The 15,901-nt window shown below is 52.0% G+C and carries 15 protein-coding genes; 5 read left to right on the forward strand and 10 right to left on the reverse strand.

What is annotated here, in order from left to right:
• Nucleotides 1-69: 69 nt before the first annotated feature.
• The 3 genes from JMJ16_RS47815 to JMJ16_RS47825 form a co-directional block, all read right to left on the reverse strand.
• The gene (locus JMJ16_RS47815) at nucleotides 70-1,101 is read right to left on the reverse strand and encodes a CHAP domain-containing protein (protein WP_201393142.1); all 1,032 of its coding nucleotides are present in this window, start codon (nucleotides 1,099-1,101) and stop codon (nucleotides 70-72) included.
• 808 nt (nucleotides 1,102-1,909) lie between these two features.
• The gene (locus tag JMJ16_RS47820; protein WP_201392126.1) at nucleotides 1,910-2,314 is read right to left on the reverse strand and encodes a VOC family protein; all 405 of its coding nucleotides are present in this window, start codon (nucleotides 2,312-2,314) and stop codon (nucleotides 1,910-1,912) included.
• A gap of 89 nt (nucleotides 2,315-2,403) precedes the next feature.
• Nucleotides 2,404-3,828 (reverse strand): hypothetical protein, encoded by a 1,425-nt coding sequence (locus tag JMJ16_RS47825; protein WP_201393144.1) that lies wholly within the window; start codon nucleotides 3,826-3,828, stop codon nucleotides 2,404-2,406.
• Between the two features lie 169 nt (nucleotides 3,829-3,997).
• On the opposite strand from JMJ16_RS47825, the gene JMJ16_RS47830 reads away from it, so the two are divergent.
• A complete protein-coding gene (locus JMJ16_RS47830) occupies nucleotides 3,998-4,282 on the forward strand; it encodes a hypothetical protein (protein WP_201393146.1) in 285 nt (94 codons plus the stop codon).
• Nucleotides 4,283-5,567: 1,285 nt separating this feature from the next.
• Here the strand turns inward: JMJ16_RS47830 and JMJ16_RS47835 are convergent.
• The 5 genes from JMJ16_RS47835 to JMJ16_RS47855 all read right to left on the reverse strand — a co-directional run bounded on the left by JMJ16_RS47835 (nucleotide 5,568) and on the right by JMJ16_RS47855 (nucleotide 9,136).
• The gene (locus tag JMJ16_RS47835) at nucleotides 5,568-6,428 is read right to left on the reverse strand and encodes an aldo/keto reductase (RefSeq protein ID WP_201393148.1); all 861 of its coding nucleotides are present in this window, start codon (nucleotides 6,426-6,428) and stop codon (nucleotides 5,568-5,570) included.
• A gap of 12 nt (nucleotides 6,429-6,440) precedes the next feature.
• Nucleotides 6,441-7,187 carry an SDR family oxidoreductase gene (locus JMJ16_RS47840; protein WP_201393150.1) on the reverse strand — a complete coding sequence of 249 codons (747 nt, stop codon included), beginning with the start codon at nucleotides 7,185-7,187 and terminating at the stop codon, nucleotides 6,441-6,443.
• Between the two features lie 148 nt (nucleotides 7,188-7,335).
• On the reverse strand, nucleotides 7,336-8,325 hold the full coding sequence (locus tag JMJ16_RS47845) for an aldo/keto reductase (protein WP_201393152.1): 990 nt from the start codon (nucleotides 8,323-8,325) through the stop codon (nucleotides 7,336-7,338).
• Between the two features lie 52 nt (nucleotides 8,326-8,377).
• The gene (locus JMJ16_RS47850) at nucleotides 8,378-8,773 is read right to left on the reverse strand and encodes a cupin domain-containing protein (protein WP_201393154.1); all 396 of its coding nucleotides are present in this window, start codon (nucleotides 8,771-8,773) and stop codon (nucleotides 8,378-8,380) included.
• A gap of 36 nt (nucleotides 8,774-8,809) precedes the next feature.
• Complete coding sequence (locus JMJ16_RS47855) at nucleotides 8,810-9,136, reverse strand: carboxymuconolactone decarboxylase family protein (RefSeq protein WP_201393156.1); 327 nt, start codon at nucleotides 9,134-9,136, stop codon at nucleotides 8,810-8,812.
• 219 nt (nucleotides 9,137-9,355) lie between these two features.
• Here JMJ16_RS47855 and JMJ16_RS47860 point away from each other — a divergent pair, with 219 nt between their 5' ends.
• Nucleotides 9,356-10,303 carry an AraC family transcriptional regulator gene (locus JMJ16_RS47860; RefSeq protein ID WP_201393158.1) on the forward strand — a complete coding sequence of 316 codons (948 nt, stop codon included), beginning with the start codon at nucleotides 9,356-9,358 and terminating at the stop codon, nucleotides 10,301-10,303.
• 421 nt (nucleotides 10,304-10,724) lie between these two features.
• Here the strand turns inward: JMJ16_RS47860 and JMJ16_RS47865 are convergent, their stop codons facing one another.
• Together JMJ16_RS47865 and JMJ16_RS47870 are read right to left on the reverse strand one after the other, a co-directional pair.
• Nucleotides 10,725-11,153: a hypothetical protein gene (locus JMJ16_RS47865; RefSeq protein WP_201393159.1), complete on the reverse strand. Its 429-nt coding sequence runs from the start codon at nucleotides 11,151-11,153 to the stop codon at nucleotides 10,725-10,727.
• Nucleotides 11,154-11,163: 10 nt separating this feature from the next.
• Nucleotides 11,164-12,768, reverse strand: a complete 1,605-nt coding sequence (locus JMJ16_RS47870; RefSeq protein ID WP_201393161.1) for a hypothetical protein — start codon at nucleotides 12,766-12,768, stop codon at nucleotides 11,164-11,166.
• 241 nt (nucleotides 12,769-13,009) lie between these two features.
• On the opposite strand from JMJ16_RS47870, the gene JMJ16_RS47875 reads away from it, so the two are divergent.
• The 3 genes from JMJ16_RS47875 (at nucleotide 13,010) to JMJ16_RS47885 (ending at nucleotide 15,820) form a co-directional block, all read left to right on the forward strand.
• The gene (locus tag JMJ16_RS47875) at nucleotides 13,010-14,473 is read left to right on the forward strand and encodes a glucoamylase family protein (RefSeq protein ID WP_201393163.1); all 1,464 of its coding nucleotides are present in this window, start codon (nucleotides 13,010-13,012) and stop codon (nucleotides 14,471-14,473) included.
• 210 nt (nucleotides 14,474-14,683) lie between these two features.
• Nucleotides 14,684-15,205, forward strand: a complete 522-nt coding sequence (locus JMJ16_RS47880) for a hypothetical protein (protein ID WP_201393165.1) — start codon at nucleotides 14,684-14,686, stop codon at nucleotides 15,203-15,205.
• A 195-nt stretch (nucleotides 15,206-15,400) separates the two neighbouring features.
• The gene (locus JMJ16_RS47885) at nucleotides 15,401-15,820 is read left to right on the forward strand and encodes a nitroreductase family deazaflavin-dependent oxidoreductase (RefSeq protein ID WP_201393167.1); all 420 of its coding nucleotides are present in this window, start codon (nucleotides 15,401-15,403) and stop codon (nucleotides 15,818-15,820) included.
• The last annotated feature ends 81 nt before the right edge of the window (nucleotides 15,821-15,901 follow it).

Here is a 15,901-nt window from a genome sequence, read left to right on the forward strand (position 1 = left end):
GTGGGATGGCAAGGCCAACGGCTTTGCCATCCCACATCCCATTTCTGCGAAGTATCTTAATGTATCAATTTATAGGGTGACGAACGAGACACCACTACCGGGCGAGAAGGTCCAGTAAGAGAGAATACCAAAGCCGCCACCGCCGGCATACCAGTTATAGTTGCTGGCATAGACGCTGCCATCCGAGTTGATGCGCTCGACAATAGCCACGTGGCCATAGCCGCCAGCGCCCTGGACGCCGGGTTGCAGCACGATGATAGCGCCGACAGAGGGCTTACCGGAGACGTGCCAGCCAGAAGCCGCGGCCTGTCCCGACCACTGCCAGGCGTCGCCCAGCCAGGGAACCCACACATTTGTGAGCTGGTGGAAGCGATACGCGGCCCAATAGGTACACTGGCCCTGGAAGAAATGGTTGCCTGAGCCGCCGAGGGCTGGTCCTGGATTGACGCCAGGATAGGTGGGAGCGGGAGCGTTATTGGTCTTAGATGTCTGCTGAGGTGGCTCATAGCCATCCTGCGTCACTGCTGTAGCGGTCGCCGCCTGCTGGGCCAACAGCGCCGAGTTATCCCCACTCGAAGTATACATACCATTGGTGCTGGGAGAGGAATTAGCGGTCCCTGTATGGGCACCTACATCGCCGACCGCGGCCACGGCCATCAGCGAGCCAGCCATAATAAAGAGCAGGAGCGCGGTAACCGTCACATGGAGCATCAAGCGCCTGCCCTTAGGCTGAGGTGGAAGCATGCCGGTGCTCTGTTTGCCTGACCCTTTGATGACCACGGGCATGCGTAGGGCCGTTGTATTGCTCCGGTACGCATTGGTAGCGAATGGCTGAGTTGTGCCAGAGGTCTTGGTGGTATCGAGGATAGCTTTCAGCGTACCGGTCGTATAAATAGGGCCTGTATTGGGCTGACTTGTTGTAGTAGGTGTGGGGGGAAGTTGTGGTATCCCGTCGGTTATGGTTATATCGGGGAAAGGAAGCTGTTCTACCTCATACGCTTCCTTCTGGCTGGGAGTCTTCTGAATGACTAGATTGGAAGCTACTTTGGGTTCCCAATAACTCTTTGAATTACGTTTTGAACGATGTTCCAAAAACGACATACTACACTAAATCCCTTCCAGAATCTGAAGTGTCCTCAGGACAGCCACAGATGACTTACAAGACCTCCCATTCTCCATAAAAACCAGGTCTTCTCTTTTTAACTGACCGGGAAGCCCAAATGTATGTAGCGCGAGGCGAGTATTCGTTCCTCATGTCTGAATTGCCAGAGCGCGTATATCAGGTGGCGCACCGTAGCGCTCCTACAAACTGTATCCGAAGGGGCATGGATCGGTCAAGTTGGATGCGTTAATCCAGGACCTTAGAACTATGTCAGCGTGTCACATCTTAACCCAGATTTTGCATGTGTGTTTAATGGAGTGCCAAATTGTTGAGGCAAAAGAGTGACCAAAACGCTTGCTTAAAACGTTTTTTACTTTAGGAAGTATGGGCGGGAATAATTTTCTGGTGGGATGTGTTTCCTGTAGTAGAGACAACCTCAACTTTAATGTCATGTTATTGAAAAACAATCGTGAACGCCGCTTCGCAGCGGCTAGCTCCGCTCACACGATTGATCTGCAACCTCTGAATATGTACACGTATAGTAAAAAAAACACTTATTGAATATGGGTATTCCCTAATGCTGTTATTTCCACATGCAGCCAGCAAAGGAGATTTATTATGGCAACTATCCTCGCACTCCTGCTCATCGTCCTGATCGCTGTGGCGGCCTTCGGCTTTATGACTATTTCCTACGAGGTTGAGAAACGCACCATCGATAAACAACAGTGCGGTGAATAAATAGAAGCAGCAAAAGAGGCTGGACTGATCTACTAGACCAGTCCAGCCTCTTTTGCTGCTTCTATTTATTCACCAGGAGAAGAGTTCGATGACGTAGCCGTCGGGGTCGCGGACGTAGAGCTGGGTGACGCCATCGCCTCGGGGTTTGGGGCCGCCGACGATTTCGATGTTGCGGGCCTTGAGGTGCTGCTGGGCTGCTTCGAGGTCCTCGACTTCGAAGGCGATATGGGTGTCGCGCCCAAGAGCGAGTTCATGCTGGGTGTAGCTGCCAGCGTAGATGGCGTCGACGCGTCCAGGGGTATCCTCGCCGATGAGGTGGATGATGGCGCTCCCCTTTTTGAGCCAGGCGCCAGGGAAGTTGAAGCTGCCTGGGCGAGCGATCTCCTCCATGCCAAGTACCTGGGCATAGAATTGGCGCGAGTGCTCCACATCGCGCACGTATAAACTGACATGATCAAGTCGGCGAATCTGCATAAATGTAGGCTCCTTGCATTGTGTTAGGTATTGTCTTCTGGCAAGCTTACAACAAAACACGAAAGCGCCGCAATGGGCACTCGTTTCGATTAAAGGGGAACATCGCTGACTTGCAGGAGTTTATTGCCCAGGACCAGCAGAAGGTGTGTGCCATCGGTGGACCACTGGAGGACGCCAGGGTCAACTCCACTTTGCGGGAGAGGCACAGTCTTTGCGTCCTGGCCTGGTTTGACCGTGATGGTTCGCAGGCGTGCGCCCGTCGCGCAATCGTATAACTCTATGTGTGTGGCCGAGAAGTTATAGAGCGCCAGTATGCGTCCATCAGGTCGCCAGGCATAAGCGCCTGTTCCTGACCCCTGGCTGAGCAGGTTATTGAGTGCGTTGTCGTGGACGCTGATGCTGGGCAGGATATTGGTCTCGGGTGGTGTAGCCGAGATACGCGCGTTGAGGCGCTCGACACGCGAGGACCAGGCAAACAGGGCCAGGTAGCGGCGATCTGGCGACCAGGCGAAGAAGGTGGTGCTCCAACTGAAGCGAGGTTGTGAGGGGCCGTTCTGGGGTTGGATAATGCCGGGTTGCCAGAGTGTGAAGCTTTGTCCCTGTGAGGGGATGCCAACGGGTTGCGCGGCCTCGTCCTGAGCAGGTTGAGCCCGTATCTGCCCATTCTTGCCCCAGGAGAAACGAGGCGAATCCCATATAATCTGCTCGAGATCCCTCTGGGCTGGCAGAACGGAACCACTCTGCAAATCCCAGACGGCGTATGACAATGTATCTGAGAGAAAGTTATCCTGGTTCTGTTGCGCGAAGAGTACACTGATAGCACCAGTTGCCTCGTTTAGTTGCCAGAGCCCCCAGAGGGCATTGGGATAGACGAGGGTAGCAGGTCGTGATAGGGAAATTTCAAAGGCGCAGATGAGTTGTTTGCCATCGGGTGACCAGGAAATTTGTTGGTATTGCACATCCAGAAAATTCTGGGTGGGGAGCTTCTGGGCTATAGCTTGATTGAGGATTGTGCTGTACAGGGTGAAGCGCTTTAATGCCTGCTTGTTGTTGACTCTAAAAACCTGTATCAGGGCGTTACCGGGCTGCCGTGAGGGAGGAGAGAGTGAAGGCTGAAGGCAGTACTCGCGTTCCAGGGTAGCGATACGCTGGTTATCGGGGGCGAGTGCGGCGCTATAGCAGGGGGCACTGGCCTGGACTGTGCTGGCTTTAGCGACAGAGTCTGGAGTTCTGGAGGTATTGACGAACAAGGCCCGTGAGCCGCTTATGATGATGAGAGAGACAAAGCCAAGTAATACCACCAGTGTTACCAGCGATGCCTGAGTTTTGCGGCTACGCAGCCAGGCAGGAAGATCGAGCGTAGCGGTTCGCCGTTTGAGGGCCTTTCTATAGACATTGAAAATAAATGCTTTTTTTGCTGGTGTGTGGCCCTGTCTTTCTGGATCGTCCAGATCGACTACCTGCAGCTCATACTCGTCATTCTCTAGTAAAGAGTCTTTCTCTCCATTGCTCATAGCACATCCTTGTGGCGCTTTATACTCAAAATAAGCTCTGACACATACTGGCTTATTAATGCAATCTGACAGCTTCTATCAGGAGATAGTCTGTACTTGTATCACAAAGTATCTATACTATACGACAGTTTAAGAACGAATTTCGAGCGTATTGTGGGGGAAACGAACCGTGGCAAGTGTGAAGACTTGCCGCGGTTCGTTTTGTTGGAGCTTAGGGCATGTTGTTAAATGGTCCAGGAGTGACGGTACCATAGAGATTAAGGAAGTCAAAGAAAAACTAAATATTAGTGGAGCAATGGTACTCAACTATGTGAAACAAGGAAAAATAAAACATGTAGTACCACCTGGGAGAAAGCATGGTTACTACCTTGAAAAGGACGTGGAGAAACTTGCCAGCGAACTTCAAGCATTTTTGATCTTGAAGAAGAAACCGAAAAGACCGAATTTACAGTAGCAACAGCAGCAGATATACTGGCATACATTGCTCTGAATAGAGAACTTTTTGATATCAAAAATACCGAGGATGATGCAACTCTCACGAAAAAGTGGACGACCTGGCTAACGAAAAACCCCGAGATCGTCTATGTATTGAAGAGAGATGGCGAGGTCATAGACATCACAACCATACTCCCATTTTAAACCAAACTCAGCTAGGTTTGAAGAAGCCCTGAGAGGAGATATCTCCTTCCTCCTGGGTGATGTAAAAATCTCCACAGAGGATATAGAAGAGTACAAGACAGGCAACCATGTCCAGCTCTACATAGCAGAAATAGGCATTAAGCCAAGCTTAAACAAAGACCTAGTAAGTATGGAGCTAGGCTCATCTCCCGGTTTATGGATACGGTGGTTGACTTAGATCGTAGAGGGGTGATAGTGGAAAAAAAGATTGCAGTCGGAGCAACAAAAAGTGGCGTAAGACTTCTACAACACTTCGGTTTTAGTGAGGTAATGTTCCCCCGGCCAGACACGAGGTTGTTTATTATCGACATAAAAGAGTCAGGAGCACCAATAATACGCGCTTATCGAGAAGCATTAAGCCGAGAGCACAAAAGAGTAAGAAAGCCCCTGGTAGTCACTACTATCAGGGGCTTTTTTCATTCTGTAAGGGATACATTGTATACTCGAGTTAATCAAACGTTTAAGTAGATAACTATGATATTTGCGAGGCTCACAATGCGCAATCACTTAGTAGCAATCGCTGATATTTGGCTTGGAAGAAGAGAGTTTGCAATCTTTTATCTATGCATCGTTCCCATTCTTCTCGTTTTCGTGAGTATTGCTATATACCGAGATTTTAAATCACACCAACGCCAAGAAAAACGATGGGTTTGGTACAAGCAATCATCCGTTATTATCACCAGCGGCTTACTGCTAATACTTGTAGCAAACGTATTTGGATATTCATCCTTGAGTGCCTTATCTAGATTCTGGGGTAGCGCCACGTAAGCTGTCACCAGGGGCAGAGTGGCGGGCAATACGGGCATTACCTAAAAAATTCTGAGAGTTCCGACTTTTGTTTTGGTAAAAGAACTTTACCATTTTGCCTATGTTTTCGCGTTTTTGTTGTGCAGCATGGTGCGCTTCGGTATACTCCGTTCTGAGCCAGGAGTTCCGACACTCTCAGTTAGCGGAACTAGCAGGCTCAGGAATTGAAAAGAAAAAGGCGAAAGAATTAGCAAAGCTGCTCCGCGCGGAGCAGCCTGACTATGCCTACAGATGCCGTCGTGTTGCTCGTCCGTTTAGGTTGGACGTGTTGCTTCGCTCAACCTCTTCACTGTGTTGGGGTCACGGTGGTCGAAGAAGCTACTGGTTTTGGTGTCCAGCGTCCTTATCGCTGCCATGTCTTCAGGACTCAGATCGAAATCGAAGATGGAGAAGTTTTCCACGATTCTTTCCAGGCGGACCGATTTTGGAATCGCCACAACCCCTCGTTGGGTCAACCAGCGCAGAATGACTTGTCCCACGGTTTTCTGATGCTTGCCTGCGATGGAACGCAGCAACTCGTGCTCAAAAATGTTGTGTTTGCCCTCCGCAAATGGTCCCCAGGATTCGATCTGAACATGATTTTCCTGCAAGAAGGTCTGCGTTTCAATTTGCTGATAGAACGGATGGGTTTCAACCTGATTGATGGCAGGAACGACCTGATGATGCATGATCAGGTCCATCAGCCGATCAGGTGCGAAGTTGCTGACCCCGATGGCGCGTGCCCGGCCTTCCTGGTACAACTTCTCCATCACGCGCCAAGCGCCATACACATCTCCAATGGGCTGGTGAATCAGGTAGAGATCCAGATACTCCAGTTGTAACCGCTGTAATGATCGTTCAAACGCTGGCCTGGTGCGTTCGTCCCCGGCATCCTGAATCCAGAGCTTAGTAGTGATGAACAGTTCTTCCCGTGGCACACCGCTCCGCTTGATGGCTTTACCAACGGCCTCTTCATTGCCATAGGATGCTGCCGTATCAATCAGGCGATAGCCAGTGCGGATGGCCTCGTAAACGCTGCGTTCGCATTCTTCGGTGTCCTGCATCTGGAAGACGCCAAACCCCAACAGGGGCATTGTTACTCCGTTATTGAGGCTGACTGATGGAAGAGTTGACATGTCTGGCGCTCCTTACAGTTCCTGGTTGGTGGGTCGGAACAGGATTTCATTGATGTCCACATCGTCGGGTTGGCTCATAGCAAAGGCAACGGCCCGCGCAAAGGAGTCAGCCGGAATGGCTCCCGCTTCATAGAGTTTGCGCACACCTTCCGCAATATCTGGCTCCGTGATGCTGTTCGGCAGTTCCGTGTCCAAAGCACCCGGCGAGATCACGGTCGTGCGGATGTGATAGGGTTTGACTTCCTGGCGCAGTCCTTCAGAGATCATCAGGACGGCTGCCTTGGTCGCTGCATAGACTGCACTGCCAGGGCGAACTTTATGGCCTGCCACCGAGGACACATTGATGATATGTCCGGCATGTTGCTCTTTCATATACGGCAGCGCTGCGGCAATGCCGTAAAGCACGCCCTTGAGGTTGACATCAATGGTGCGGTTCCAGTCGTCGATCTTGAGGCGTTCCAGAGGTGAATGTGGCATCAATCCAGCGTTGTTGAGCATCACGTCGATGCGTCCATAGGTTTGGACGGCAGCATCAACGAGGCGCTTCACCTGCTCGGCGTCTGTCACGTCTGTCTGGAGGGCGTGTGTCTTGCCACCAGCATTGTTCAGTTCGTCAGCCAGTGCCTGGATACGTTCCGCGCGGCGTGCCCCCAATACGATGGTTGCACCCTGCGCGGAAAGATGCCAGGCTGTCGCCTCGCCCAGCCCACTACTCGCGCCTGTGATGACGACGACTTTTCCTTCAATGTTTTTGCTCATGAAATTGCTCTTTCTTCTCTTGCATGTCTTTTCTTGTGGTTCTCCTCTTTTGCCACCAGCTCAAACCACTCTGCCTGTTGCGCGACGAGCTACTCGAATGGCTCGGTGGAACAGAGAGGAAACGCTGCTACTGGAGCGCGCACTCCATTTAGAGACCCACCATTCGCTGCATTGCTTCGGAGTATCGAGCGCCCTGGATCGTGATCTGTGAGGCGGCGCTTTCGATCTCACGCACCTCGTCAGGCGAGAGCGTGACAGCAAGTGCTCCGATATTCTCTTCCAGGCGAGAGAGCTTTGTCGTTCCCGGAATCGGTACGATCCACGGTTTCTGGGCCAGCAGCCAGGCGAGCGCGATCTGAGCAGGGGTTGCTTGCTTCTGTTGAGCGATGGTGCCAAGCTTGTCAACCAACGCCTGATTCGCTTTGCGAGCCTCTGGTGTAAAGCGAGGAACGCTGTTACGGAAATCGGAAGGCTCGAACGTCGTCTGTTCGTTGATCTTGCCTGTCAGGAAACCTTTCCCCAACGGACTGAATGGAACCAAGCCGATGCCAAGTTCCTCCAGCGTTGGTAGCATTTCCGCTTCAGGGGCTCTCCACCACAACGAGTACTCGCTCTGTAAAGCCGTCACGGGTACAACAGCGTGTGCGCGACGGATCGTTTGCACTCCCGCTTCTGAAAGGCCGAAGTGCTTCACTTTCCCGGCCTCTATCAGATCCTTGACCGCTCCGGCCACCTCTTCGATGGGTACATTCGGATCAACACGGTGCTGATAGAACAGATCAATGGCATCAACTCTCAGTCGTTTGAGCGATGCCTCGGCGACCTGCTTCACATGCTCTGGCCGACTATCCAGGCCCACGATCTCTCCCTGGGAACCAAATCGAAAGCCAAATTTCGTGGCAATCACGACCTGTGAGCGTATAGGCGCAAGCGCTTCGCCTACCAGTTCTTCATTCACATAGGGACCATACGCTTCAGCAGTGTCGAAAAAGGTGATGCCGCGTTCGACGGCCAACCTGAGTAATCGGATCATTTCCTGCTTGCCTGGGAATGGAGGGTAGCTATAGCTCATGCCCATACATCCCAGCCCGAGGGCAGAAACTTCCAGGTGACTCTTTCCAAGTGTACGCTTCTGCATGTTCTCAACATCCTCTTTTTGTCTGAAAGGGAGCAACAATCGTTCTCCACGATCAGCCCTGGTATTGTTCCTCGCTGACCTGCTCCATCCAATTGGTGGTCTCCCCATCAAGCCGTTCGGCAATGGCGATATGGGTCAGAGCCGTCGTTGGTGAGGCACCATGCCAATGCTTTTCTCCAGGCTCAAACCAAATCACGTCCCCAGGGTGAATCTCCTGGATTGCCTCCCCCCAGCGTTGGATCCGACCGAGGCCACTCGTCACAATCAGAGTCTGGCCAAGGAGATGACTATGCCATGCAGTTCGAGCACCAGGCTCGAACGTGACACGGGCACCACCCACACGGGCTGGATCAGGTGCTTCAAACGGGGAATCGATGAAGACCGTGCCAGTAAACGTGTCGGCTGGCCCGTAGCGCGTCGGCTGTGAACCGTTTCGTTTGATATCCATGCGTTTATTCCTCCTGCTGCATCTCTTTGCGCCAGGTTATTGCTCGCCAAAAACACGTTTGGCGACTGCGATGGCAGACATGGCCTTTGGCCAACCTGCATAGAACGCGAGATGCGTGATCACCTCTTTGAGTTCTGTCTCCGTCAAGCCATTGTCTTTTGCTCTCATGAGATGGCTGGTGAGTTGTTCGGTATTTCCTCCTGCAATCAAAGCAGCAACCGTAATCAAGCTTCGATCACGTTTTGAGAGTTCTGTTCGCTCCCAGATGTCGCCAAAAAGCACGTCGTCCGTGAGCGAAACCATTTTCGGCAAAAAGGTGCCAATGAGCTTCTGAGCAGGGGTTTGTTCTTGCGATTCAGACATCTTTTCTCCTCATTCATTGACTGTCCACCATGCAGGTTCGCCACCGGCTCTGTGCTTGAAGAAAAGTCCAGCTTCTCTGCAAAGGCAAAGCGGCAGGTGTCCTATCTGAGGATAGTATAGACCCGCCAAAGCCCCGGGTGATAGAATGATTGTCGAGAATGATTGGAGGATTCTGCAAATCTTTCCAGAGAGATGAGAACAACAGGAGAGGACAGAGCAATGGATGGACGAGATGACCAGCAGCGAGAACGTCAGGCCGTAATGCAGCACGCCTATCGTGAGGAACTGGTGGAGCGCATCGGGCGAGCAGTGCGTGAAGATGGGGTAGAAGAGCCACTCCCAGGGTTGCATCTGGCCCGCAGTTCCGTATCTCTCCAACCGGTTCATAGCGTGGTTGAGCCATCCATCTGCGTGATTGCTCAGGGGAGCAAAGAGGTCTTACTCGGAGAGAGCCGCTACTGCTACGACCCTTCACACTATCTACTGACCACCGCCGCGTTGCCCCGTGTGAGTCAGGTACTCTCTGCCTCGAAGGAACATCCTTACCTCAGTCTCCGCTTGGAATTGGCTCCCTCTCTGGTCAGCTCCGTCGCCGTCGAGGCAGACCATACCTGGTCGAAACAGGATGCAGCGGTCTCGGCGATCACGGTGAGCCTCCTAGATGGGAATCTGCTGGAAGCCTTCGTGCGACTGGTGAGACTGGTGGATTCTCCGGCTCACGCACGGGTGCTTGGCCCCTTGATCGCACGAGAAATTCTCTACTGGCTCCTCATCGGAGAGCAGGGGAGTCGGCTCTGTCACCTGGCTCTGCAAGGGGGGTACACTCCCGACATCATCCAGGCGGTCAAGCGACTCCGGCAACACTTCGACCAACCCTTACGCATTGAGGAGCTCGCACAGGATCTGGGTATGAGTGTCTCAGGCTTCCACCACCACTTCAAAGCGGTCACGGCGCTGAGTCCCTTACAGTTCCAGAAGCAGTTGCGGCTCCAGGAGGCGCGTCGTCTTATGCTGAGCGAAGACCTCGACGCCACGAGTGCGGCCTATCGTGTCGGATACCAGGACGCCGCTTACTTCAATCGCGAATATAAAAGCCTCTTTGGCGTCCCTCCCATGCGCGATGTGCAGCGTCTGCGAGGCGAAACGCTCGCTTTCTCTGGACAATGAGAAAGACGACACGCTTCATACAAGGTATGATGTGCTTTACGCAACGGGCCACTCCCCCTGCTGTGCTGGCAGTGTTGGCCTGGTTGTCCTCGTGATGTCTCCTAAACGATGGGCAGGATTCTTCTGAAAAAGAAAGGGTAATGCTGGAAATACTCGTATTACCTGCTATTCTGCCCCTGGTGACAGCTTACGTAGCCATTAAGTGGGCGGATTGTTAAAAATTTTGATAATTAAATGGGAGAGCAAGCAATCAATCCGCATACCTTACTAACGATCTCCAAGCCAGGTCTTCTTCTGAGCTCTGACACTTCCCTATCCCCCGGGAGTAGCGTAGATGACTGAGCAAAAAGCGGCTGGCGAAAGAAAACGCCAGCCGCTTTTGTTGCCTGATTTAGAGGTACAAACCTGATGGATGCACAACTTAGTCTGGTTGCCAACCAGCGGAAAAGCTCTCTCCCACGCCTAACCCTTGCAACTCCTCGATTATCTCTTGATCGAGGAGGAAGCTTGGAGCAGGAGCGTCAGATGCCCCCTTTTTTGTCGCAGGCGCGGGACCATTGGCATCCGCAGTGAGCGCCAGGTAGGGGTGCTGGCCTGTTTCTAACAAAAAATCAATGGGTGCTCCCAGAACACGTCGCGCCAAGCGTGCAAGGTACGTTGAGGAGAATTCCCCATACTCGCCTACCTCATTGTCTGGACCCGCCTTGATTAGTTCGATCAGTGACCCTGCCACTACACACTGGCGTAAAACCTCAGTCGTATCCGACCCACTTTTTGCGCTGATTGCCTGGACCATTTCCCAGGCTTCCCCTGGGATATTTTCGATGCTGATTGGGCACTTGCTACTCATCTTCATCTCTTTACCTCTCGCCTGCCGCGGCTGCTGCTTGCTGTGTATCGTGGTGCGATATCGCCTGCTGTGCCTCGCGACGCAATATCGCCTGCTGTGCCTCGCGGCGCGATATCGCCCGCTGTGCTGACGCCTGGGCGAGCACTAGTCCGCCAATAGCGTTGAGGAAAGGCGCGATTTCAGGCGGGACAAAGTAGAAGGAATCCGCTTTGCGATGTGTGTTTACCAGGTGAAGGAGGGTATCATGAAGAAGAACACTTCCCCCGCCAGTAAACATCAAGAACGACTGACCATATTGTAAGTATTTCACTATCAGGCTGTTCAGATTATCTGCACGACTTGCGATGACCTGACTCACTATGTCGTTAACAGGTTGTCTGCGTCCGCCAACGGAAATCATACGGTTCAATAGAACATGCTGAGCTTCTGCATCGGAGAGTTGAATGGTTCTGTATTGTTGACGAATAGCCTCGCTAACGCCGCGCGCAATAAGAATGGTGCCCTCCCCGATTTGCTCTGCACTCATCCTCAGTTTGGGACGAGACTCGCCACTGCGGGGTACAATTTCCACTTCACATATGTGGAACTGTCCCCCCCCGATGTCGAGTGTAATATGGCGATCGATATTGGTCGCAATAGGTGTTCCTTCCAGCGTGTAGTACCAGGCACAGAAGGACCCGAATGTTTGTCCATAGGGAACAAACTCGACAAAGCAAAGATGCCAGGTAGTTTCCTGTCCTTGCTCGTCAACACGCACAACCTCAAACGGCTTGTTGAAGATGTACTTGAGTGCTTCGCGTGCTTCGGGGGTTGCACCATTTCGATCAACTTCCTCCGGGGGCAAGCCAATGGAGAGAAAAATATTGAACTCACCCTGACCGCCCTCCATAAGCTTTCCTGATGCATCGCGCTTGCCATGTCCCGCCCTGACCAGCAGTTCTACCTGGAATGCGGCTATGAACCGCTGAAAACGGTGATCTGGAAACCGTTCAGGAGAGAAACCGACCGGTAAGCTCTCTGCTTTTTTGGTCTCCAGGGCATCGTCACCCATCCAAAAATCCTCTGATCCGTTCACTCGCCATGTGATCCGGCCATCACCGCCCCGTAGTTTCTTCGCCGGAGTATATGCGGTAGGCACTCGCAATCTGGCGAGATAGGGAGCGTTCGCTATTGGCATGACACCTTTTAACGCTTCATTGCCATTGTCAATACAGGCCATCTTCGCGATGACTGGCGACCAAGAGAATGTCTCGCGATTCCAACGCTGGGAAGGGACCTCTGCTATTAACCCCTGGTCCTTGTTGTTCAGCAAGGGAGTACCAGATACCACTTTAGCCAGAAGACTGTCAGGGTGTGGATGTTGTGTCTGGACTTCTACAAAAGTTGCCATGAAATATTCCTCTTGTACTACTTTCTTTATTATTTCTCTTTTTCTTGCTGGCATGCAACTCACCTTTGTCAGGGTCATGCGTGCCATAAGCATCTCATACAGTTCTCTTTTCAAGATACCCCACGGGCCCAAAACACATTCATCAATAAAATATTCACGGAGGATATCAAAGTTGTCGCCATAGAATAAGGTATTCTCAGTGTTCTCAGTAATTGCACGAGCCATCCGAAGTCCCTTAGCTGTAGTCTTCATTGCGAGAGAACCTTCGCGCCTGCGACACTCAGGATAAGGGTCATGGGCGTGTAATGCGGGCAGTACCCGCATTACACGCCCATGACCCTTATCCTGAGGCGAGCTTGCGAGCCGAGATAAATAGCATGCAGCCATTGACGTGTTAGATGCATATATCTATACTTGGTAATAGCAAAGAACGGAATCGTCTCAAAGATGAGAGGAGAGAAGGAACTTGAAATCACTGCGTTTGACTTCTGGTATGCTCTTAGCGTTCATTCTTGCCATGGGGAGCTTATTGGCGCCTGTGGCTCATGCTGCTACGCGCGATGCGGCGTCTTCTGGAGAGTTAAATGGCGCGCAGCGCGCGGCCCTCTACGCTATAGCGGCTCAGACATGGCGCTTCTTCGATGCTGATCTTGACCCCAATACGCATTTGCCACTCGACAACATTGGCTTTAATGGAGCACCCGCGCGGGGTGCCTATACCTCGCCAACCAATATAGGGGTTTACTTCTGGAGCGTTGTCGCGGGCGAGGATCTCGGCTTTATCTCACATAAGCAGGCCCTTCAGAGGGCTAACGCGACCTTGAGCGAGGTTGAGAAGCTGAGTAAATGGCAAGGCTTCCTTTTTAGCTGGTACGACACTGGTACTGGTCATAGGATATCTGGACCTGGCGGAAGCGACCAGGAGGGGCAGCCAGTACAGGGCGCCTTTATCTCTACAGTTGACAATGGCTGGTATGCAACGGGCCTAATTCTGGTTCGCCAGGCCTTCCCCGAGCTGGCGCAGCGGGCCACAGCGCTGTTTGACGCAATGGACTTTGGCATCTTCTACGACAATGGTGACCAGAGTACGAATATTACCGCTGGCCAGATGTATGGAGGGTATAATGCTGACCAGGGACCCGCTACCTTCCATTATGGTATGCTCAATGCCGAAACGCGTATTGCTGCATACATTGGTATTGGCACCCATAAGATGCCCGGCGATGTCTGGTGGCGCACCTGGCGCACGTTACCCGCTGATTTCACCTGGCAGGGTCAGCCTCCGCAGGGCTCCAATGAGACGTATACCGATCCCCAGTCAGGCAAGCCATTCACCATCTTCGAGGGCCACTACAGCTCCAATAACATCAACTTTGTTCCCAGTTGGGGCGGGAGCATGTTCGAAGGCCTGATGAATAATCTGATCATCCCCGAGACTACCTGGGGAAAGCACAGCTTTGGCTTGAATGATCAGCGCTATGCCCAGGCGCAGATCGCCTACGCTAAGCAGACGTTGCATTATCCCGTCTGGGGTCTCTCGCCAGCCAGCACGCCTGATGATACCGGGAATTACCTGGCATATGGAGCACACGCCCTGGCATCCAATAGCAATTGTTGTCCCTATGACGAAACAGCAGTGACGCCGCATGCTTCCTTCCTTGCGTTGAAGGTGGCACCCCAGGATGCCTTTAAAAATCTTGAGGAGCTGCTCGTGCGCTATCCCTCGCTGTACGGTCCATATGGATTTTATGATGCCGTTAATCCAACAACAGGTACAGTTGGACATCGCTACCTGGTACTCGACGAGACCATGATCATCGCCGCGCTGGATAATGCATTACGCGGAGAGAAAATGCAACAGCATTTTATGCAGGATCCCGTTATCGCCGCGGCCCGTCCTTACCTGGAGGGCGAGCGCTTCTCCATATAGAGCACTTTTGCTCATAACAGAAAGAGTGATATTACCAGAATAGTAATATCACTCTTTCTTGTATTCTCGCAGGCTAACATGTGAACATAGTATGCGATTTGCCGAGGCGAAGCACTACTTAAAGCAGCTTGTAGTAGTTGAACGTGGCTTGTGCGTACAATAAGAGTGACTATGTCCCATATCTAAGTGAACTCAAAGGGAGGTATCTTGTTGAGTGACCTACCATGGCTTGCAAGCCTGCTGAAATCGAGAAATACTATTGATGGTAAGATTGCCACATTGATTGGACACGCGGCCCAGGTTGGGAATGTGGCCGAATATATCGCTGCGACTATCTTTCATATAGAACTTGATGAATCGGGGAAACGTCGGGGCTATGATGGACGCTTTACCTCGGGTCCGCTCGCGGGCCAGACGGTCGATGTCCAGTGGCATCCCAGGCGCGATGGGCAAATGAACATCAAGGTGGATGCTCTTCCAGACTATTATCTGGTGTTTACGGGACCAGAGACTACCACGCCGAGCTTTGCGAATCCCTGGCTGATTGATTCTATCTTTCTCTTCCATGCGGCCGAATTACTCAATGCCTTACGTGAGCGTGGCGTCCAACTAGGAAGTGGTACCAGCGTCACTGGCCCATTATGGGAGCGCGCAGAGATTTACCCTATTCCCAGGAATACACGTCTGCGGATCTCAGAAGAGGAACGTAAACTACTCATACTCTTTAGCTGACCCAAAAGACCATTTGGGAATTATTTGAAGGAATACAGTGTTTCTTTATTGGTAAATGTATTTTTGCCCACATAAGCCCCAGTGTTTGTGGAGGGGCAAAGCGATTCCCATATGTTGTGCATATTGTCGATAGAATGGTGTTAGCGCTCTTTATCACAGAGTTATACACGCATCGAAATAATAGTAGGAGTTCAGATGGCTGAAGTAAGAGCAAATGACTGGAATAGCAAGATCATTGAGGAGTTCCGTGCGAATGGCGGGAAGGTGGGTGGCCCTTTTGCGGGTGGCACACTGCTTTTGTTGACCACAACTGGAGCGAAGAGCGGCAAGCAGCGCGTGAATCCCCTGGCGTATCTGCCTGATGGGGAACGTTACATTATCTTTGCCTCCAAGGCTGGTGCCCCTACCAATCCTGACTGGTATTATAACCTTGTGGCTCATCCCCAGGTGAAGCTTGAGGTAGGCACCGAAGAGTTTGAGGCGACGGCCATTGAAGTCACTGGCGAAGAGCGCGACCGGCTCTATGCAGGAATCGTGGAGCGTATGCCTGGCTTTGGTGACTACGAGAAGAAGACCACACGCAAGATTCCTGTGATCGCCCTGGAGCGCCAGTAGCGGGCTTGCTACTGGCGTACGAGGCTACTGAAGAAACATATACAGTGAGCTGATTGGGCAAATCGCCCAATCAGCTCACTG

The sequence above is a fragment of the Ktedonobacter sp. SOSP1-52 genome, assembly GCF_016587395.1.